Origin of the sequence: Xanthomonas boreopolis, assembly GCF_046529185.1 — a bacterium.
GTDB classification, from domain to species: domain Bacteria; phylum Pseudomonadota; class Gammaproteobacteria; order Xanthomonadales; family Xanthomonadaceae; genus Pseudomonas_S; species Pseudomonas_S boreopolis.
Window position 1 is genome coordinate 2643048 of the sequence record NZ_CP097162.1, and the last position, 18164, is coordinate 2661211.

At 70.5% G+C, this 18164-nt stretch carries 18 protein-coding genes and 2 tRNA genes; 15 read left to right on the top strand and 5 right to left on the bottom strand.

The window, feature by feature from the left end:
- Positions 1-39: 39 nt before the first annotated feature.
- The 3 genes from M3M27_RS11820 to M3M27_RS11830 all read right to left on the bottom strand — a co-directional run bounded on the left by M3M27_RS11820 (position 40) and on the right by M3M27_RS11830 (position 2630).
- A complete protein-coding gene (locus M3M27_RS11820; RefSeq protein ID WP_140720518.1) occupies positions 40-474 on the bottom strand; it encodes a hypothetical protein in 435 nt (144 codons plus the stop codon).
- Between the two features lie 89 nt (positions 475-563).
- On the bottom strand, positions 564-1379 hold the full coding sequence (locus M3M27_RS11825; RefSeq protein ID WP_140720516.1) for an amidohydrolase: 816 nt from the start codon (positions 1377-1379) through the stop codon (positions 564-566).
- A gap of 102 nt (positions 1380-1481) precedes the next feature.
- Positions 1482-2630 carry a pyridoxal phosphate-dependent aminotransferase gene (locus M3M27_RS11830; RefSeq protein ID WP_434025756.1) on the bottom strand — a complete coding sequence of 383 codons (1149 nt, stop codon included), beginning with the start codon at positions 2628-2630 and terminating at the stop codon, positions 1482-1484.
- 231 nt (positions 2631-2861) lie between these two features.
- Between M3M27_RS11830 and ccmA the strand changes: the two genes are divergently transcribed.
- The 10 genes from ccmA to metX all read left to right on the top strand — a co-directional run bounded on the left by ccmA (position 2862) and on the right by metX (position 10858).
- Positions 2862-3506 (top strand): heme ABC exporter ATP-binding protein CcmA, encoded by a 645-nt coding sequence (gene ccmA / locus M3M27_RS11835; RefSeq protein ID WP_434025757.1) that lies wholly within the window; start codon positions 2862-2864, stop codon positions 3504-3506.
- The gene (ccmB, locus tag M3M27_RS11840; protein ID WP_140720507.1) at positions 3503-4198 is read left to right on the top strand and encodes a heme exporter protein CcmB; all 696 of its coding nucleotides are present in this window, start codon (positions 3503-3505) and stop codon (positions 4196-4198) included. Before ccmA ends, ccmB begins: the two co-directional genes overlap by 4 nt.
- A gap of 39 nt (positions 4199-4237) precedes the next feature.
- On the top strand, positions 4238-4987 hold the full coding sequence (locus tag M3M27_RS11845) for a heme ABC transporter permease (RefSeq protein ID WP_140720504.1): 750 nt from the start codon (positions 4238-4240) through the stop codon (positions 4985-4987).
- A complete protein-coding gene (ccmD, locus tag M3M27_RS11850; RefSeq protein ID WP_140720501.1) occupies positions 4984-5157 on the top strand; it encodes a heme exporter protein CcmD in 174 nt (57 codons plus the stop codon). Before M3M27_RS11845 ends, ccmD begins: the two co-directional genes overlap by 4 nt.
- Positions 5154-5603: a cytochrome c maturation protein CcmE gene (ccmE, locus tag M3M27_RS11855; protein WP_434025758.1), complete on the top strand. Its 450-nt coding sequence runs from the start codon at positions 5154-5156 to the stop codon at positions 5601-5603. Before ccmD ends, ccmE begins: the two co-directional genes overlap by 4 nt.
- 72 nt (positions 5604-5675) lie before the next feature.
- Positions 5676-7610, top strand: coding sequence for a heme lyase CcmF/NrfE family subunit (locus tag M3M27_RS11860; protein ID WP_140720496.1), 1935 nt, complete (start codon positions 5676-5678; stop codon positions 7608-7610).
- Positions 7610-8215 carry a DsbE family thiol:disulfide interchange protein gene (locus M3M27_RS11865; RefSeq protein WP_434025759.1) on the top strand — a complete coding sequence of 202 codons (606 nt, stop codon included), beginning with the start codon at positions 7610-7612 and terminating at the stop codon, positions 8213-8215. The genes M3M27_RS11860 and M3M27_RS11865 overlap by 1 nt, the downstream gene beginning before the upstream one ends.
- Entirely contained in the window at positions 8212-8643 is a 432-nt protein-coding gene (locus tag M3M27_RS11870; protein WP_434025760.1) for a cytochrome c-type biogenesis protein, read from the top strand. The genes M3M27_RS11865 and M3M27_RS11870 overlap by 4 nt, the downstream gene beginning before the upstream one ends.
- On the top strand, positions 8643-9692 hold the full coding sequence (locus M3M27_RS11875; RefSeq protein WP_434025761.1) for a tetratricopeptide repeat protein: 1050 nt from the start codon (positions 8643-8645) through the stop codon (positions 9690-9692). Before M3M27_RS11870 ends, M3M27_RS11875 begins: the two co-directional genes overlap by 1 nt.
- Positions 9693-9739: 47 nt before the next feature.
- Positions 9740-10858 (top strand): homoserine O-acetyltransferase MetX, encoded by a 1119-nt coding sequence (gene metX / locus M3M27_RS11880; RefSeq protein ID WP_434025762.1) that lies wholly within the window; start codon positions 9740-9742, stop codon positions 10856-10858.
- Between the two features lie 124 nt (positions 10859-10982).
- Here the strand turns inward: metX and cydC are convergent, their stop codons facing one another.
- On the bottom strand, positions 10983-12683 hold the full coding sequence (gene cydC, locus M3M27_RS11885; RefSeq protein WP_434025763.1) for a thiol reductant ABC exporter subunit CydC: 1701 nt from the start codon (positions 12681-12683) through the stop codon (positions 10983-10985).
- The gene (cydD, locus tag M3M27_RS11890; RefSeq protein ID WP_434025764.1) at positions 12680-14392 is read right to left on the bottom strand and encodes a thiol reductant ABC exporter subunit CydD; all 1713 of its coding nucleotides are present in this window, start codon (positions 14390-14392) and stop codon (positions 12680-12682) included. Before cydD ends, cydC begins: the two co-directional genes overlap by 4 nt.
- Before the next feature lie 336 nt (positions 14393-14728).
- Here cydD and M3M27_RS11895 point away from each other — a divergent pair, with 336 nt between their 5' ends.
- The 5 genes from M3M27_RS11895 (at position 14729) to M3M27_RS11915 (ending at position 18114) form a co-directional block, all read left to right on the top strand.
- Positions 14729-16321 (top strand): cytochrome ubiquinol oxidase subunit I, encoded by a 1593-nt coding sequence (locus tag M3M27_RS11895; RefSeq protein ID WP_434025765.1) that lies wholly within the window; start codon positions 14729-14731, stop codon positions 16319-16321.
- Between the two features lie 15 nt (positions 16322-16336).
- Entirely contained in the window at positions 16337-17488 is a 1152-nt protein-coding gene (cydB, locus tag M3M27_RS11900) for a cytochrome d ubiquinol oxidase subunit II (protein ID WP_434025766.1), read from the top strand.
- Between the two features lie 179 nt (positions 17489-17667).
- The gene (gene cydX / locus M3M27_RS11905; RefSeq protein ID WP_140720476.1) at positions 17668-17778 is read left to right on the top strand and encodes a cytochrome bd-I oxidase subunit CydX; all 111 of its coding nucleotides are present in this window, start codon (positions 17668-17670) and stop codon (positions 17776-17778) included.
- Positions 17779-17828: 50 nt separating this feature from the next.
- Positions 17829-17905 (top strand) — tRNA-Pro (locus tag M3M27_RS11910).
- A gap of 132 nt (positions 17906-18037) precedes the next feature.
- Positions 18038-18114, top strand: a tRNA-Pro gene (locus M3M27_RS11915).
- The last annotated feature ends 50 nt before the right edge of the window (positions 18115-18164 follow it).

Genomic DNA, 18164 nt, shown 5'->3' on the forward strand with positions numbered 1-18164 from the left:
CTTTGGGGAGCGACGCGGGCGGAAGCCGCCCGGCCCGGCTCAGCGGCGCGAGATCACGAACTTGCCGAAGCCGACGCCCAGGTCCCAGCCTTCGCCGGTACCGGCCAGGGCCAGCGAGATGTCGCCCTTGGTCACCACCTGCGCATTGCTCGACTTGACCGCGCCGGCGTGCACTTCGGCGCCGCCGTAGGTGCCGATCAGGTCGTTGAGGCTGTAGGCGCCGGTGAACTTGCCCTTGCCGTTGACGATCTTGGACTTGCCGACGGTCAGCCCGCCGCCCTTGGCGACGATCTTCACCGGGATGCTGGCGCCGTTGTCGCAGGTGATGGTGCCGGTGCCGTTGGCGGTCTTGTAGAAGATCGACCAGCCGGACAGGTTGAAGCGCAGCTCGCAGTCGATGTTGCCCGCGGCGCGCGCCTGCGGGGCCAACGAGGCCGCGGCCAGCAGCGCGATCAGGCTCAGGGTCTTGGTCACGGGAAACGTCCTGGTGTGAACACGGCGGCGAGGTTAGCAGTGCCGCCCTCCGGGCCGCGACAACGCGGGGCCGGACGGCGTGGTTCCGTTCAGCGATCGGCGTTGGCGGAGCCCAGCTCGAACGCGTCCGCGTCCAGCATGGCCGGGAAGCGCTCGCGGTGCTGGGCCAGCGCCGCGGCGGAGATCGTGGTGGTCGCCACCTGCTCGCGTTCGCGGATTTCCAGCTGCGGCTGGCCGAGGAAGTCGATCACCGCGCTGTCGCCGGCGTAGTGCAACTGGTTGCCGTCGATGCCGACCCGGTTGACCGCGGCGACGTAGCACAGGTTCTCGATCGCCCGCGCGCGCAGCAAGGTCTTCCAGGCATAGGCCCGCGCCGAAGGCCAGTTGGCGACGAAGACCTGCAGGTCGAAGTCGAGCTGCCCCGGCCGCTCCACATCGAAGCGGTTGCGGCAGAACACCGGGAAGCGCAGGTCGTAGCAGACCTGCGGATTGATCCGCCAGCCCTTCCATTCCACGGTCAGCCGGTCGCGACCGGCGGCATAGCGCTGGTGCTCGTTGGCGTAGCGGAACAGGTGGCGCTTGTCGTAGTGGGCCAGCGTCCCGTCCGGCGTGGCGAACAGCAGCCGGTTGAACACGCCCGCGGGCGTGCGCAGCTGCACGCTGCCGGTGACCGCCGCGTCCAGGCGCGCGGCCTGCTCCAGGATCCAGGCCACGGTCGGCCCGTCCATGCCCTCGGCCCGCTCGATGGCATCGTTGGAAAAACCGCTGGTGAAGGTTTCCGGCAGGATCACCAGGTCGGTCGTGCCCGCCAGCGGCGCCAGCAGCGCGGCGTAGTGCTCGCGGTTGCCGGCCGGATCGTGCCAGCGGGTGTCGCCCTGGACGAGGGAAATGCGCAAGTCGTTCATGGGAGCCGTGATTCGTGATTCGTGATTCGTGATTCGGAAAAGCGGAAGCGCGATGGCTGATGGTGATTCTGCTCTTTCGAATCACCAATCACGAATCACCCATCACAGCTTCTTCAACCGCTCGATCGCCGCATCCAGCGTCGCCTCGTTCTTGGCGAAGCACAGCCGCGCCAGGCGCTGGCCCTGCGGCGGCGCCTCGTAGAACGGCGACAACGGAATCGCGGCGACGCCCTTCTCGATCGTCAGCCACTTCGCGAACTCGGTGTCCGGCAGGTCGCTGACCGCAGAGTAGTCGACCAATTGGAAGTAACCGCCCGGCACCGGCAACGGCTTGAGCCGGGTCCCCAGCAGTTGCTCGCGGAAACGGTCGCGCTTGGCCTGGTAGAACGCCCCCAGCCGTTCGTCGTGCTCCGGCTCGTCGCGGATCATCGCGGCGAACGCATGCTGGGCCGGGGCGAAGGTCGCGAAGGTGTTGTACTGGTGGACCTTGCGGAATTCGGCGGTCAGCGCCGGCGGGGCGATCGCGTAGCCGATCTTCCAGCCGGTGCAGTGGTAGGTCTTGCCGAAGCTGGAAACGACGAAGGCGCGCTCGCGCAGCTCCGGCCAGCGCAGTACCGACTCGTGGCGGCGGCCGTCGAACACGATGTGTTCGTAGACCTCGTCGGAAACCAGGAAGATGTCGGTGCCGCGCAGCAGGTCGGCCAGCGTGCGCATGTCGTCGGCGGAGAACATCGCGCCGGACGGATTGTGCGGGCTGTTGATCATCAGCAGCCGGGTCTTCGGCGTGATCGCGGCCTGGACCCTGGCCCAGTCCGGCGCGAAGGTGCGCGGATCCAGCGGCACGTGCACGGCGCGCGCGCCGGCCAGGTCGATCGCCGGCTCGTAGCAGTCGTAGGCCGGGTCGAGCACGATCACTTCCTCGCCCGGGCGCACCACCGCGTGGATGGCGTTGAAGATCGCCTCGGTGGCGCCGCTGGTCACGGTGATCTCGGCATCGGCGTCCACCTGCGCGCCGTAGCAGCGCAAGGCCTTGCCGGCGATCGCCTGGCGCAGCGGCGCCACGCCGGTCATCGGCGGGTACTGGTTGTGGCCGGCGCGCATCGCCGCGTCCAGTTCGTCGACCAGCCGCTGCGGCACCGCGAAATCGGGAAAGCCCTGGCCGAGATTGACCGCGCCGTGCTCGGCCGCCAGTTGCGACATCACGGTGAAGATGGTGGTGCCCACCTTGGGCAGCTTGGTCGTCAGGGGCATCGCGCGATCCAGGAGACGTGGGATCGCGAGTTTAGCCCCTCTCCCGGTGGGGCGAGGAGGCATGGCTTGCACGCCACTGGCGTGCGTGCCTTTGAGTGCCCACGCCGCTGGCTTGGGCCGGGGCGCGAAGCGAGGGTCGGGGTGAGGGGACGCGCCACCTTCTCCCGCAGGGAGAAGGAATCCCCGGCTACAATGCCGCCCGCCTTCCGCCCTGCCCGGCGCCACTCACCGATGACCGATCCGCTGTACTCCGCGCCGCCCCTGCTTGCCGCGCATGCGCTGGCCTTCGCTCGCAACGAGGAGCCGGTGTTCGGCCCGATCGATTTCCATGTCGATGCCGGCGAGGCATTGCTGGTCCAGGGCGACAATGGCGCCGGCAAGACCACGCTGCTGCGCCTGCTGGCCGGGCTGCTGCACCTGGAGTCGGGCCGGATCGAGATCGACGGCAGGCCGGCCAAGCGCGGCGACCGCAGCCGTTTCATCGCCTATCTCGGCCACCTGCCCGGCCTCAAGGCCGACCTGACCACGCTGGAGAACCTGCACTTCCTGTGCGGCCTGCACGGCCGCCGCACCAAGCAGATGCCCGGCAGCGCGCTGGCGATCGCCGGGCTCGCCGGCTACGAGGACACGCCGGTGCGCCAGCTCTCGGCCGGGCAGAAGAAGCGCCTGGCGCTGGCCCGGCTGTGGCTGTCGCCGACACCGCTGTGGCTGCTGGACGAGCCGTACGCCAACCTCGACCTGGACGGCATCAACCTGGTCAACCGCATGATCTCGGCGCACCTGCGCAGCGGCGGCGGTGCGCTGGTCACCACGCACGGCGCCTACGCCGCGCCGCCGGTGCGCACCCGCATGCTGGTGCTGGGAGGTGCCGCATGAGCGTGCCCTCGCCCACCCCGTCGTTGTGGCAGGCCTCGCGGGCGCTGGTCGCGCGCGACCTCAGGCTGTTGTGGCGGCGCCGCGGCGACGCCCTGCAGCCGGCGCTGTTCGCGCTGCTGATCGTGGTGCTGTTCGCGCTCGGCCTGGGCACGCGCCCGGAACTGCTGGCGCAGGCGGCGCCGGCGGTGATGTGGCTCGCCGTGCTGCTGGCCGGGCTGCTGTCGCTTGACTCGCTGTTCCGCGGCGATGTCGAGGACGGCTCGATGGAGCAATGGCTGCTCGCGCCGGTGCCGTTGTCCTGGCTGATCCTGGTGCGCGTGCTGCTGCACTGGGCCACCAGCGCGCTGCCGCTGATCGTGGCCACGCCGCTGCTCGGGGAATTGCTGCACCTGCCGCATGACCGGTTGCCGATGCTGCTGGCATCGTTGGCGCTGGGCACGCCGCTGCTGAGCCTCCTCGGCGCCGTGGTGGCGGCCCTGACCGTCACCATGAAACGCTCTGGTATTCTCGTGGCGTTGCTGGCGTTGCCGCTGTACGTGCCGGTGCTGGTGTTCGGCGCCGGCAGCGTCGCCGCCAGCGCGCAGGGACAGGATGCCGTGGGCGCGTTGCTGTTGCTCGGGGCCGGGCTGGTCGCAGGACTGGTGCTGGCGCCGCTGGCGGCCGCCGCCGCGATCCGCATTTCGTTGAGTTGACCGGAACCCAAGACAACACCGAGAGCCCACCGCCATCGCATGAACCTCGTCGTCCGCTGGTTCCACCAACTCGGTTCGCCCCCGTTCTTCGACCGTTTCGCCCGGCGCTGGGCACCGTGGTGCTACGCCGCCGCGCTGGTGCTGCTGGGCCTGGGCCTGTGGCAGGCCCTGTTCGTGGTCCCGGCCGACTACCAGCAGGGCGACAGCTTCCGCATCCTCTACATCCACGTGCCCAGCGCCTGGATGAGCCTGTTCGTGTTCGGCCTGATGGCGCTGTACGCGGCCATCGCCCTCATCTGGCGCATCAAGCTGTGCGAGATACTGGCCATGGCCTGCGCCCCGATCGGCGCCGCCTTCACCCTCGTCACCCTGCTCACCGGCAGCATCTGGGGCAAGCCCATGTGGGGCACCTGGTGGGACTGGGACCCGCGCCTGACCACCGAGCTGATCCTGCTGTTCCTTTACCTGGGCGTGATCGGCCTGTACCAGGTCATCGACGACCATCGCAACGCCGCCCGCGCGGCCGGCCTGCTGGCCATCGTCGGCGTGGCCCTGCTGCCGGTGATCCGCTACTCGGTGGTGTGGTGGAACTCGCTGCACCAGGGCCAGACCATCCGCCTGTTCGGGGAATCGAGCATGGACCCGAGCATGCTGCCCCCGCTGTGGCTGATGGTGTTCGCCACCAAGTTCTGGTTCGCCGGCTCGCTGCTGGTGCGCGCGCGCGCCGACAACCTGCGCCGCGAGGCCGGCAAGGACTGGGTGGCCAAGCTGGCGGAGGAACGCGCATGAGCTACCTGCCGTATGTGATCGCCGCCTACGCGGTGTTCGCGCTGGTATTGCTGTGGGAGGCGCTGGCGGCGCGCTGGCAGGTGCGGCGGGCGCTGCGGCAGGCCAGGGCGCGCGGCGCGCGCCGGCGCGGCCAGGCCGCCGCGTCCGCCGATGCGGAGCTGGTACGATGAACCCGGTACGGCGCAGGCGCCTGCTGTGGGTGCTGGTGCTGGTGTTCGCCGGCGGGCTGGCGACCACGCTGGTGGCGATGGCGTTGCAGCGCAACGTCGCCTATCTGTACACGCCTTCCGAAGTGCTGCGCGGCGAGGCCGGCGAACAGGCCAGGTTCCGGCTCGGCGGCATGGTCGAGAAGGGCTCGTTCCAGCGCGCACCCGGTTCGCTGCAGGCGCATTTCCGCGTCACCGACGGCGATGCGCAATTGCCGGTGAGCTACGACCGGATCCTGCCGGACCTGTTCCGCGAGGGCCAGGCGGTAGTCGCCACCGGGCGCATGCGGGACGGGGTATTCGTCGCCGAGGACGTCCTGGCCAAGCACGACGAGACCTACATGCCCAAGGAAGTGGCCGACAAGATGGGCGCGGCGCACAAGAAGCACCAGATGGGGGCGGCGCCGTGAAGGCCGGGACCCGTGGAAGCGGCGCCGGCCGCATGGCAGCCGCTCTTGATGTTCCCGGGGCCCGGCTCTCCGATGCTTCCTGAACTCGGCAACATCCTGCTGATCCTCGCCCTGCTGGTCGCCTTGTTGCAGGCGGTGCTGCCGCTGGCCGGCGCGCAGCGCGGCAATGCGGCGTGGATGGCGGTGGCGCGGCCGGCGGCCTTCGCGCAATTGGCGCTGCTGGCCGGCGCGTTCGGCGTGCTGACGCACGCGTTCGTGACGCAGGACTTCTCGGTGCGCTACGTCGCCGAGAACTCCAACTCGCTGCTGCCGCTGGTCTACCGCTACTCGGCGGTCTGGGGCGCGCACGAAGGCTCGCTGCTGCTGTGGACGCTGGTCCTGGGGCTGTGGACGGCGGCGGTGGCGCTGGCGTCGCGCCGCCTGCCCGAGCGCGTCGTCGCGCGGGTGCTGGGGGTGATGGCGATCGTCAGCCTCGGCTTCCTGGCCTTCCTGCTGTTCACCTCAAATCCGTTCGCGCGGCTGCTGCCCGCGCCCGTCGAAGGAGGCGATCTCAACCCGCTGCTGCAGGATCCCGGGCTGATCGTCCACCCGCCGATGCTCTACGCCGGCTACGTCGGCTTTGCCGTGCCGTTCGCGTTCGCGATCGCCGCGCTGCTGGAAGGCCGCATCGATGCGCAATGGCTGCGCTGGACGCGGCCCTGGACCAACGTCGCCTGGGCCCTCCTGACCCTCGGCATCGCGCTGGGCAGCTGGTGGGCCTACTACGAGCTGGGCTGGGGCGGCTGGTGGTTCTGGGACCCCGTCGAGAACGCCAGCTTCATGCCATGGCTGGCCGGCACGGCCTTGCTGCACTCGCAGGCGGTGACCGAGAAGCGCGGCAGCTTCGCCGGCTGGACGCTGCTCTTGGCGATCGCCGCGTTCGCGCTGTCGCTGCTGGGCACGTTCCTGGTGCGCTCGGGCGTGCTGACCAGCGTGCACTCCTTCGCCGCCGACCCTTCGCGCGGGCTGTTCATCCTGGTGTTCCTGTTGCTGGTGGTGGGCGGTTCGCTGCTGCTGTACGCGCTGCGTGCGCCGCGCCTGGAGAACCCGGCCGATGCGGCGCGCGCGCGCTTCGCCGGTTCCTCGCGCGAGACGCTGCTGCTGGTCAACAACCTGCTGCTGAGCTGTGCCTGCGCGATGGTGCTGCTGGGCACGCTCTACCCGCTGCTGGCCGACGCGCTGGAACTCGGCAAGATCTCGGTGGGCCCGCCCTACTTCGGCACGCTGTTCGTGCTGCTGATGGCGCCGCTGGTGGCGCTGGTGCCGTTCGGCCCGCTGACGCGCTGGCAGCGCGAGCAGGCTTCGCGGCCGCTGGCGATGCTGCTGCCGTGGGCGCTGCTGGCCCTGGTCGCGGCCTGCCTGGCCTGGTTCGTGGCGCCGCAGGGCCGGCTCAAGGCGGCCTTCGGCGTGCTCGGCGCGGCCTGGGTGATGTTCGGCACGCTGCGCTTCGTCGCCAGCCGCTGGCAGGCGCAGGGCCGCCGCCTGACCCCCGAGATGCTGGGCATGTGCCTGGCGCACGGCGGCATCGCGGTGTTCCTGGCCGGCGCGCTGCTGGTCGAGGCGCTGAGCGTGCAGCGCGAGGTCGCGCTCGGGCCGGGCCAGTCGCTGCCGCTGGGCCGCTACGAACTGCGCTTCGACCGCCTCGACGAGCGGCAGGGCCCGAACTACCTGTCCGACCGCGCCACGCTCAGCGTGTTGCGCGACGACCGCGTGGTCGCCACCCTGCACCCGGAGAAGCGCCGCTACGCCAGCGGCGGCCAGGTGATGACCGAGGCCGGCATCCACCCTGGCTTGTCCGGCGACATCTACGTTGCGCTGGGGGAACCGCTGGGCAACGATGCCTGGGCGGTACGCGCCCACCTCAAGCCGTTCGTGCGGTGGATCTGGCTGGGCGCGCTGCTGATGGCGCTGGGCGGCCTGGTGACCGCGGCCGACCGGCGGTTCCGCCGTACCCCGGAGAAGTCCTGATGTCCGATACAAGCCCCCGCCGCCTGCCGACCGCCGCGATCGTCGCCGGCGTGCTGGCGTTCCTCGCCCTGGCGGCATTGCTGGCCTACGCCGTGAAGCGCTCCGGCGATGGCGACCGCGATGCGCTGCCGTCGGCACTGATCGGCAAGCGCGCCCCCGACTTCGACCTGCCGTTGCTGCACGAGCCCGACACCCGCGTGCACGCCCGCGACCTGCTCGGCGCGCCGTACGTGCTCAACGTCTGGGGCAGCTGGTGCCCGGCCTGCCAGGTGGAGCATCCGGTGCTGAGCCGCTTCGCCCTGAGCAAGCGCGTGCGGGTGGTCGGCTACAACTGGAAGGACGACCGCGACGAGGCGCTGCGCTGGCTGGAACAGCTCGGCAATCCGTACCTGCTGGTGCTGTTCGATCCCGAGGGCCGCACCGCGATCGACTGGGGCGTGGCCGCCGCGCCGGAGACCTTCCTGGTGGACGGCAACGGCATCGTGCGCTGGAAGTACAGCGGCGCGCTCACCGACGAGGTGATCCGCAAGCAATTGCTGCCGGCGCTGGAGAAGGCCGAACGCACCGCGGCGCCCCCTCCGCCTGCCGCCCGCACCGCGCAATGAAGAAGGCCTTGTTGCTGCTCGCGCTGCTGGCCGCGCCGGCCCTGGCCGAACCGCTCGGCGACCCGACGCCGCTGCACTATCGCAGCGCCGCCGAGGAGGCGCGCTTCCACGCACTGACCGCCGAGCTGCGCTGCGTACAGTGCCAGAACCAATCGCTGGCCGATTCCAACGCGCAAATCGCCCAGGACCTGCGCCGCGAGGTGCTCGACCTGATGCAGCGCGGCCGCAGCGACGCGCAGATCAAGCAGTTCCTGGTCGAGCGCTACGGCGAGTTCGTGTTGTACCGCCCGCAGCTCGAGCGGCGCACCTGGGTGCTGTGGTTCGGCCCGCTGGCCTTGCTGCTGATCGGCGGCGCGACCGTGCTGCGCATGGTCCGGCGCCACCGCGATGGGCGCGTGCCGCCGGCCGGCGACGAGCAGGAGTGGTGATGCCGCTGTTCTCCTGCATCGCCGCCGTCCTCGTGGCCGCCACCCTTGGCGCGGTGCTCTGGCCGCTGTGGCGCCAATCGCGCGGCGTGGTGCTGGCGGGCGTGGCGCTGCTCGGCCTCGCCTGTTTGGCCATGTATCGCCTGGTCGGCACGCCGGCGGCCGTGGACGCCGTACCCGTCCAGGCCGATACGCCGCGCAGCCTGGACGAGGCCATCGCGCAGCTGCGCGAGGCGCTGCGGCGCGATCCCCGCCAGGTCGAAGGCTGGCTGCTGCTGGGCCGTTCGCTGATGAACCAGCAGCGCTTCGCCGAGGCGCGCGATGCGTTCGCGCGCGCGCGCGAACTGGCGCCGGACCAGCCCGAGGTGCTGGTCGCCGCGGCGCAGTCGCGCATGCAGGCCGCCTCCGGCCAGCGCCTGGACACCACCGCCGTGCAGTGGCTCGAGCACGCCCTGGCGCTGCAACCCGACCACCAGCGCGCCCGCTGGTTCCTCGGCGTGGCGCAGCGCCAGGCCGGCCAGCCGGCGCAGGCCGCGCGCACCTGGGAACCGCTGCTGGACCAGGTCGACGCCGGCACCCGCGCCGGCTTGCTGGAACAGATCGACCTGGCCCGCCAGGAGGCCGGCGAACCGCCGCTCGATGCCGCCGCGCCGGCGCCGCGCGCCCTGGCCGTGAAAGTCGCGCTCGATCCCGATTTCGCCGCGCGCGTGCGGCTGCGCGGCGATGCCAGCGTGTTCGTGATCGCCCGCATCCCGGGCGGCCCGCCGATGCCGGTGGCGGTCGAGAAGCACGCCCTGCAGGAACTGCCGCTGACGGCGACGCTGGACGACGGCGACGGCCCGATGCCGACGCAGAAGCTGTCGGCGCTGCCGGAAGTCGAGGTGTTCGCGCGGCTCTCCGCCAGCGGCAACGCCATGCGCCAGGACGGCGACATCGAATCGGCGCCGGTGCGGGTGAAGCTGCCGGCCGATGCGCCGGTCGAACTGGTGATCGGCAAAGGCCGCGGCCCGGGACTGCAGGCGGGTGGCTCGGAAGATCAAGGCCGGCCTTGACGCGCTTCCGCGAGTCCCGAGCCCCCAGTCCCGTTTAAGATTTCCCGATGACCGAATTCATCCCGCCCGGAAGCCAGTTCCACGCCCTGCCCTCGCCCTTCCCGATGAAGCGCGGCGGCGCGCTGCATGGCGCGCGCATCGCCTATGAGACCTGGGGCGAACTCGATGCCGGGCGCGGCAACGCGATCCTGATCGTCACCGGCCTGTCGCCGAACGCGCATGCCGCGCGCAACGCCGGCAACCCGGAGAACGGCTGGTGGGAGGCGATGGTCGGCCCCGGCAAGCCGATCGATACCGATCGCTGGTTCGTGGTCTGCGTGAACTCGCTCGGCGCGTGCAAGGGTTCGACCGGGCCCGCCTCGATCGACCCGGCGACCGGCCGGCCCTACCGGCTGTCCTTTCCCGATCTTTCGATCGAGGACGTCGCCGATGCCGCGGCCTCGGTGGTGCGCGCGCTCGGCATCCAGCAGCTGGCCTGCCTGATCGGCAACTCGATGGGCGGCATGACCGCGCTGGCGCTGCTGCTGCGGCACCCGGGCATCGCGCGCAGCCACATCAACATCTCGGGCAGCGCGCAGGCGCTGCCGTTCTCGATCGCGATCCGCTCGCTGCAGCGCGAGGCGATCCGCCTGGACCCGAACTGGAACGGCGGCGACTACGACGAGACCCGCTACCCCGAGAACGGCATGCGCATGGCGCGCAAGCTCGGCGTCATCACCTATCGCTCGGCCCTGGAATGGGACGGGCGCTTCGGGCGCGTGCGACTGGATTCCGACCAGGCCGACGACGACCCGTTCGGCCTGGAGTTCCAGGTCGAGAGCTACCTGGAAGGCCACGCGCGGCGCTTCGTGCGCTTCTTCGACCCCAACTGCTATCTCTACCTGAGCCGCTCCATGGACTGGTTCGACCTGGCCGAGTACGCCGACGGCGACGTGCTGGCCGGGCTGGCGAAGATCAAGGTCGGCAAGGCGCTGGCGATCGGCGCCAACACCGACATCCTGTTCCCGGTGCAGCAGCAGGAGCAGATCGCCGAAGGCCTGCGCCAGGGCGGCGCCGAGGCGCAGTTCCTGGGGCTGGACTCGCCGCAGGGACACGACGCGTTCCTGGTCGATTTCGAGCGGTTCGGGCCCGCGGTGCAGGCGTTTCTTGACGCTCTCGATCGATAGGACGTTGCTGGCCCATTCGCATCCGGTCTCCATCATGAAGGTGTAGCGAGACGCCGGATTTTCCTTCTCGCCTCGGCGTGCAGGCGTGTGGCTTGCGAGCCATTGGCATGCAAACCGTGCCTTCTCACCCCGGAGGAAGAGGGGCCATGCCTGCGTCCGCGGGCTGCAGGCGCCCTCCCTGCAGTCGGTAACGCCGATGCACCACGCCATCGGGCAAGTCGTCGTGGCTGATCATCACCAGCGTGCGGCCGTCCAGCGCTTGCGCGAGATCGAGCAGCATGGCGTGCGCGGTGTCCACGTCCAGGCCCTCGGTCGGCTCGTCGAGCAGCAGTACCGGTGCGTCGCGCAGCAGCGCCCGGGCGAGCGCCAGCCGGCGCGCCTGCCCCGCCGACAAGGTCGCGCCGTTCTCTCCGACCCACGTGTCCAGCCCCCCCTGGGCCTGCGCCCAATCGTGCAATCTCACCTGCCGCAAAGCCCGCCAAAGCGCCGCGTCGTCGGCATGCGGATCGCCGATCAGGAGATTGGCGCGCAGGCTGCCGGCGAATACCGGCGCGTTCTGCGGCAGCCAGGCGATGCGACGATGCCATTCCGCCTGCGCCATCGCGCGCAGGTCGATGCCGCCGCAGCTCACCTGGCCTTGCATCGGATCCCATAGCCGCAACAGCAACGAGGACAGCGTGGTCTTCCCGCAACCGCTATCGCCGCCGATGGCGATGCGCTCGCCGGGCGCAATGCGCAAGTGCAGGCCATCCAACACCTTGCGCCCGCTTCCGGGCCACGCGAAATGCACGTCCTCGAAACGCAATTCGCCGCGTGCCGGCGGCGAAACCGGCCGTACCGGATCGCCCGTGCCGGCCGGTTGGTCCACGATCGCCTGCAGGCGCCGCGCCGCGACGCGTCCCGACTGCAAGGCCTGCCAGGCCAGGCCGGCGCCGGCCCACACGTCGAGCAGCCCCAGCATCAGGAACACCAGCGCGGCGGCCATTTCCGGCGCGACCGCCCCCCGCTCGGCGGCCGACAGCGCGATGTACAGCATCGCCAGCAGGCCCGCGCCGCCGCAGGTCAGGTGCAAGGCCGTGCCGGCGACGAGCCGGCGGCGTTGCAGGCGATCGCCGAGCGCCACCTGCTCCGCGGCGCGATCCACGCGCGCGATCCAATCCGGCTCGGCCTGCAGCGCATGCAGATCGGCGGCGCCCTCCATGCCCTCGAAAGCCGCCGTGCGCAGAGCGGTGCGCCGTGCCGCGCGTACGCGCTCGCGCGCCTGCGCGCCGCGTGCGACCTGCCATGGCACCAGCACGCCGATCGCCAGCCCGGTCGCCGCGATCGCGATCGCGGCCGGGACATGGATCGCCGCCGCGGCGGCGATGCCCAGCAGGCCGACCCCGAGCAGCGCGGCCAATGGCGCCAATGCGCGCACGGCCAACCCATCGACCTCGCCGATGTCCGACATCAGCCGTGCCATCAGCTCGCCGATGCGACTGGCCGACAACCGGCCCGGCGCCAGCGGCAGCGCACGCCGGAAGAACCAGACGCGCAGGTCGCGGGCGATCCGCAGCGTGGCGTCGTGGCCGACCAGCTTCTCGCCGTAGCGCGACGCGATCCGCGCGAAGGTCAGCGCCCGGATGCCGGCCGACGGCGAGAAGAAATTGAAACCGGCCTGGCCCCCTGCCACGCCGGCCAGCGCCGCCGCGACCAGGAAGCCGCCGGACAGGCCCAGCAGGCCGACGCCCGCCAGCATCGTGGCCAGCACCAGCAACGCGGACAGCGCCAGCCGCCCCCGATGGCGGCGGAACACGCAGGCCAGTTCGTCGCGCCGTTCCTTCATGGCACGGCCCCCGGCCCGGCCCGCTCCGGCCGCAGGCGATACACGCTATCGGCCCAGGCCATGGCGGCAGCGCTGTGGGTGGCGATCACCACGGCGCGGCCGCGCGCGTAGCTGCCCAGCGTGCGCAACAGGTCGGCCTCGGTATCCGGATCGAGGAAGGCGGTGGGTTCGTCGAGCAACAGCAGGTCGGGCTCGTGCAGCAGCAAGCGCGCCAGCGCGATGCGCCGCGCCTCGCCACCGGACAGGCCGAAGCCGCGCTCGCCGATCACCGTGTCCAGCCCGTCCGGCAACCGCGCGGCGAACCGCATCACCTGCGCCGCCTCGGCCACCGCGCGGATGCGGGCAAGGCTGGCCTGCGGGTCGGCCAGGCGCAGGTTGTCGGCGATGCTGCCGTGGAACAGGTAAGGCCGCTGCGCGGCGTAGCCGACCTTCACCCCCGGGCGCAGGCGCAGGCGGCCGTGTTCGGGCGGCAGCCAGCCGGCCATCGCTTCCAGCAGCGTGCTCTTGCCGCTGCCGCTCGGCCCGACCAGGGCCAGCCGTTGCCCGGGCTGCAACGCCAGCGAAACGCCGCGCAGCACCGCGGCCGGCGCGCCATGCGGGCGCAGGGCGAGGTCGCGCGCTTCCAGCAGCGGCGCATGCGCCTCGGCGACTTCCAGCGGCCGGGCCGGCGCCGCGTCGTCCGGCCCGGTCGGCACGTCGGTCGTCCCCAGCAACCGCTCCACCTCGGCCACGGCCGCCAGTGCGTTGGCGCGATCGTGGTAGTGCGCCGCCAATCGCCGCAGCGGCGCGAAGAACTCCGGTGCCAGCAACAGGCAGAACACGCCCACGCCGAGCGAACCGGCGCCGGCGATGGGCAGCATGCCCAGGTAGCCCAGGCCCAGGTACAGCGCGACCATCGCCACGCTCACCGAGGCGAAGAATTCCAGGGTCGTGGAGGACAGGAAGGCGATCCGCAGCACCTTCATCGTGCGCACGCGCACGCCCTCGGCGGCGGCGGCGATGCCCTCCAGTTCGGCCTCGCCGCGTCCGTACACGCGCAGCAGGCCCAGGCCCTTGAGCCGGTCGGCGAAGTGCCCGCCCATGCGGGCCAGCTCCGCCAGTTGCGCGCGCCCGGCGGCCTCCGCGCCCCACCCCACCAGCATCATGAAGAAAGGGATCAGCGGCGCCGTGCAGAACAGGATGATCGGTACCACCCGGTCCACGCAGGCCACCGCCACCAGGATCGCCAGCGGCACGACCGCGACCTCCACGCGGGCCAGCCGGTAGCCGGCGAAGTAGCCCTCCAGCGCATCGGCATGCGCCAGCAGCAGTTCGCCCAACTCGCCGGTGCGGCGCTGGCGCAGCCACAGCGGGCCCCGTTCCGCCAGCCGGCGGTAGACGCGGCGGCGCAGGGCCAGGCGCGCGGCATCGGCGACTTCGCCCGCCCACCACGACGACAGCGACTGCAGCCCCGAACGCGCGGCGAGCGTCGCCGCCAGCACGGCGAACGCCGGCCAGAGCGTGGCCACCGGCCGGTGCAGTTCGAAGGCGGCGTGCACGATCCACGCGATCGCGGCCGCCTGCGCCACCAGCAGCAGGCCGGACATGCCCGTCGCCGCCGCGGCTCCGGCATCGGTCCGCCTGGCGTCGCGGGCCAGGCTCGCCAGCCATTTCACGTGCCGTCGACGCGATCCGGACGTACCGTTGACGCGCGCGGGGCGGGCGCTCAAGACCACTCCATCGAAGCGTGGCGCACGCGGAGGCGCAAGGCGGAAGTCGCGCACGTATCCGCCTGGATCGGCCCGACCGGGCGAAGCGCCATGCGATGTCGGCTTTCCCTACGTGACTTCAAGGAGGAGGACCGGCGACCGGCAGATCCCATCTCAAAGTGCATGACGCGCTCCACAGGCTTCGATCGGTCCGTGATTGTAGTCGGGCCTTCCGTCCGGAGCGCCAGCATCGGCCATGGGGCAAATCGTCGCATTGATCTGGATCAACGCGGGGCACACCATCCCGGCCGATCATCCGCCGCAGCACTTCCCAAGGAACCCACCAGGTAGCCAGCCATGATCGACTCGACAGTCGTAGAACTGTCGCGGCTGCAGTTCGCACTGACCGCGATGTACCACTTCCTCTTCGTGCCCCTCACCCTGGGGCTGTCCTTCATGATCGCGATCATGGAGAGCGTCTACGTCATGACCGGGCGCGACGTATGGCGGCGCATGACGATCTTCTGGGGCGTGCTGTTCGGCATCAACTTCGCGATGGGCGTCGGCACCGGCATCGTGATGGAGTTTCAGTTCGGCATGAACTGGTCGTACTACAGCCACTACGTAGGCGACGTGTTCGGCGCGCCGCTGGCGATCGAAGGGCTGATGGCGTTCTTCCTGGAGGCGACCTTCGTCGGCCTGTTCTTCTTCGGCTGGAACCGCCTCTCGCGCGTGCAGCACCTCGCCGTCACCTGGCTGATGGCGCTGGGCACCAACTTCTCGGCGCTGTGGATCCTGATCGCCAACGGCTGGATGCAGAACCCGACCGGCGCGGTGTTCAACCCCGACACGATGCGCATGGAGGTGGTGGACTTCATGGCGGTGCTGTTCAACCCGGTGGCGCAGGCCAAGTTCGTGCACACCGTCAGCGCCGGCTACGTGCTGGGCGCGACCTTCGTGATGGCGATCTCGGCGTTCTATCTGCTGCGCGGCAGGCACCGCGACGTCGCGCGCCGCTCGTTCGCGGTCGCCGCCGCGTTCGGCCTGCTGTCCTCGCTTTCGGTGGTGGTGCTGGGCGACGAGAGCGGCTACGCCGCCAACGAGCACCAGAAGATGAAGCTGGCCGCGATCGAGGCGATGTGGGAAACCGAGGCGGCCCCGGCCGACTTCACCGCGTTCGGCATCCCCAACCAGGCCACGCACCGGAACGACCATGCGATCAAGATCCCCTACCTGATGGGGTTGATCGCCACCCGTTCGCTCGACCAGCCGATCCCGGGCATCCTCGAACTGGTGGAGCGCGCCGAACACCGCGTGCGCGGCGGCCAGCTGGCCTACGGCGCGCTGCAGCGCCTGCGCGCCGACAGGAACGACGCCGAGGCGCGCGAGATGTTCGAGCGCCATTGGCAGGACCTGGGGCACGGCCTGCTGCTCAAGCGCTATCGCGAGGACATCCTCGACGCTACGCCCGAGCAGATCGCCCAGGCGGCGATGGACACCGTGCCGCGCGTGCTGCCGCTGTTCTGGACCTTCCGCGTGATGGCGGGCATCGGCTTCTACCTCATCGCGTTCTTCGCCGTGGCGTTCTGGTTCGCCTGCAAGCACACCTTCGAGGAGAAGAGGTGGTTCCTGAGGGTGGCGGTGTGGACGCTGCCGCTGCCGTGGATCGCGATCGAATGCGGCTGGTTCATCGCCGAATACGGCCGCCAACCCTGGGCGGTGGAAGGCGTGCTGCCGACGTTCTACGCCGCCTCGGGCCTGGCGCTGCACCAGATCCTGCTGTCGCTGTGCGGGTTCGTGGCGATCTATACCGTGCTGATGGTCATCGAGATCAAGCTGATGCTCAAGTCGATCCGCAAGGGGCCGGACGAACTCGCCCCGCCGCTGCCGGCGCCGCGATCGCCCGATGCCCCCCTCGGCACCGAAGCGCTGGCCGGCGGCCAGCCGTAAGCCAGGAGACCCCTCATGGATTTCGTATTGCTCGACTACACGACGCTGCGCGTGATCTGGTGGCTGCTGCTCGGCGTGCTGCTGATCGGCTTCGCGGTGATGGACGGCTTCGACCTGGGCGTCGGCACCCTGTTGCCGTTCGTGGCCCGCGACGACGCCGAGCGTCGGCTGGTGGTGAACACCATCGGCCCGGTCTGGGAAGGCAACCAGGTATGGCTGATCCTGGGCGGTGGCGCGATCTTCGCCGCCTGGCCGCCGCTGTACGCGGTGAGCTTCTCCGGGTTCTACCTGGCGATGTTCGTGATCCTGTTCGCGCTGATCCTGCGCCCGGTCGGCTTCAAGTTCCGCGGCAAGCTGGCCAGCCCGCGCTGGCGCAGCAACTGGGACTGGGCCCTGTTCGTCGGCGGGTTCGTGCCTTCGCTGATCATGGGCGTGGCGGTGGGCAACGTGCTGCTGGGCGTGCCCTTCCATTTCGACGACAGCATGCGGGTGTTCTACACCGGCTCGTTCTTCGGCCTGCTGACGCCGTTCGCCCTGCTGGCCGGGCTGCTCAGCGTGGCGATGCTGGTGGCGCACGGCGCGGCCATGCTGGTGCTGAAGACCGACGGCCCGGTCGCCGAGCGCGCCGCGAAGTACGGCAGCCTCGCCGCGGTCGCCGCGTTCGCGCTGTTCGCGCTGGGCGGCGTCCTGGTCGCCACCTGGCTGCCGGGCTACGCGATCACCTCGGCCCAGGCCACCGACCTGGACACCAACCCGCTGCTGAAGACCGCCGCGCTCGGCAGCGCCGGCGGCTGGCTGCACAACTACCGCGCGATGCCGGCCACGCTGCTCGCCCCGGCCGTGGGCCTGCTCGGGCTGCTGGCCAGCGCGCTGCTGCTGCGCCGCCGCCGCGGCGGGCCGGCCTTCCTCGCCTCGGGCGCGGGCATCGCCGGCGTCATCCTGACCGTCGGCCTGGCGATCTTCCCGTTCCTGCTGCCCTCCTCCAGCGTGCCGGCCGCCAGCCTCACGGTGTGGGACGCCTCCAGCAGCCACCTGACGCTATGGATCATGCTGCTGGTCACCGCGCTGTTCCTGCCGATCATCGTGGCCTACACCACCTGGGTGTACCGCGTGCTCAAGGGCAAGGTCACCGCCGACGAGCTGGGCAGCAACCCCAACGCCTATTGATCGCCGGGTTTCCCCAGTTGAATCCCCGCACATGGATGTGCGGGCTCTTGCAGAGGGACCTGCCCGGTCGAATCCCCGCACATGGACGTGCGGGCTCTTGCAGAGGGACCTGCCCGTCGAATCCCCGCACATGGACGTGCGGGCTCTTGCGAAGGACTCGCCCAAAGGAGCAAACGACAATGTGGTACTTCGCCTGGATCCTGGGTACCGGCCTGGCCTCGCTGGCCGCCGTGCTCAACGGCATGTGGTTCGAAATGCGCGAGGAGGATGCGCCGGGAAACGGACGCTGAAGGCAAGACTTGCCGCGCCGTGAGCGATCCCGCATCATGTGCGCCCACCGCGGGGTGTAGCTCAGTCTGGTAGAGCGCTACGTTCGGGACGTAGAGGTCGCAGGTTCGAATCCTGTCTCCCCGACCAGTTCAGCAAGGGCCGGCGCAAGCCGGCCTTTTTGCGCGCCTACCGGCGGCCGGCGCGGGTCCCCCGGCCGCCGCCGGTTCATCGAAAGCGCTTGCCGGAGCCGCGATATCCCGGTATCATGCGCGGCTCATTCGGGGTGTAGCTCAGTCTGGTAGAGCGCTACGTTCGGGACGTAGAGGTCGCAGGTTCGAATCCTGTCTCCCCGACCATCCGCCAGGATGGTGGACATTCGGAACGCCGGAAAGCCTCAGCTTTCCGG

Excerpts from the sequence above, each read along its gene's own strand:
- M3M27_RS11845 (WP_140720504.1), top strand. The coding sequence starts at position 4,238 with ATGAACCTCGTCGTCCGCTGGTTCCACCAACTCGGTTCGCCCCCGTTC.
- M3M27_RS11825 (WP_140720516.1), bottom strand. The coding sequence starts at position 1,379 with ATGAACGACTTGCGCATTTCCCTCGTCCAGGGCGACACCCGCTGGCAC.
- ccmE (WP_434025758.1), top strand. The coding sequence starts at position 5,154 with ATGAACCCGGTACGGCGCAGGCGCCTGCTGTGGGTGCTGGTGCTGGTG.
- M3M27_RS11895 (WP_434025765.1), top strand. The coding sequence starts at position 14,729 with ATGATCGACTCGACAGTCGTAGAACTGTCGCGGCTGCAGTTCGCACTG.
- M3M27_RS11875 (WP_434025761.1), top strand. The coding sequence starts at position 8,643 with ATGCCGCTGTTCTCCTGCATCGCCGCCGTCCTCGTGGCCGCCACCCTT.
- M3M27_RS11860 (WP_140720496.1), top strand. The coding sequence starts at position 5,676 with ATGCTTCCTGAACTCGGCAACATCCTGCTGATCCTCGCCCTGCTGGTC.
- M3M27_RS11870 (WP_434025760.1), top strand. The coding sequence starts at position 8,212 with ATGAAGAAGGCCTTGTTGCTGCTCGCGCTGCTGGCCGCGCCGGCCCTG.
- metX (WP_434025762.1), top strand. The coding sequence starts at position 9,740 with ATGACCGAATTCATCCCGCCCGGAAGCCAGTTCCACGCCCTGCCCTCG.
- M3M27_RS11865 (WP_434025759.1), top strand. The coding sequence starts at position 7,610 with ATGTCCGATACAAGCCCCCGCCGCCTGCCGACCGCCGCGATCGTCGCC.
- M3M27_RS11830 (WP_434025756.1), bottom strand. The coding sequence starts at position 2,630 with ATGCCCCTGACGACCAAGCTGCCCAAGGTGGGCACCACCATCTTCACC.
- cydX (WP_140720476.1), top strand. The coding sequence starts at position 17,668 with ATGTGGTACTTCGCCTGGATCCTGGGTACCGGCCTGGCCTCGCTGGCC.
- ccmA (WP_434025757.1), top strand. The coding sequence starts at position 2,862 with ATGACCGATCCGCTGTACTCCGCGCCGCCCCTGCTTGCCGCGCATGCG.
- ccmB (WP_140720507.1), top strand. The coding sequence starts at position 3,503 with ATGAGCGTGCCCTCGCCCACCCCGTCGTTGTGGCAGGCCTCGCGGGCG.
- cydB (WP_434025766.1), top strand. The coding sequence starts at position 16,337 with ATGGATTTCGTATTGCTCGACTACACGACGCTGCGCGTGATCTGGTGG.
- ccmD (WP_140720501.1), top strand. The coding sequence starts at position 4,984 with ATGAGCTACCTGCCGTATGTGATCGCCGCCTACGCGGTGTTCGCGCTG.
- cydC (WP_434025763.1), bottom strand. The coding sequence starts at position 12,683 with ATGAAGGAACGGCGCGACGAACTGGCCTGCGTGTTCCGCCGCCATCGG.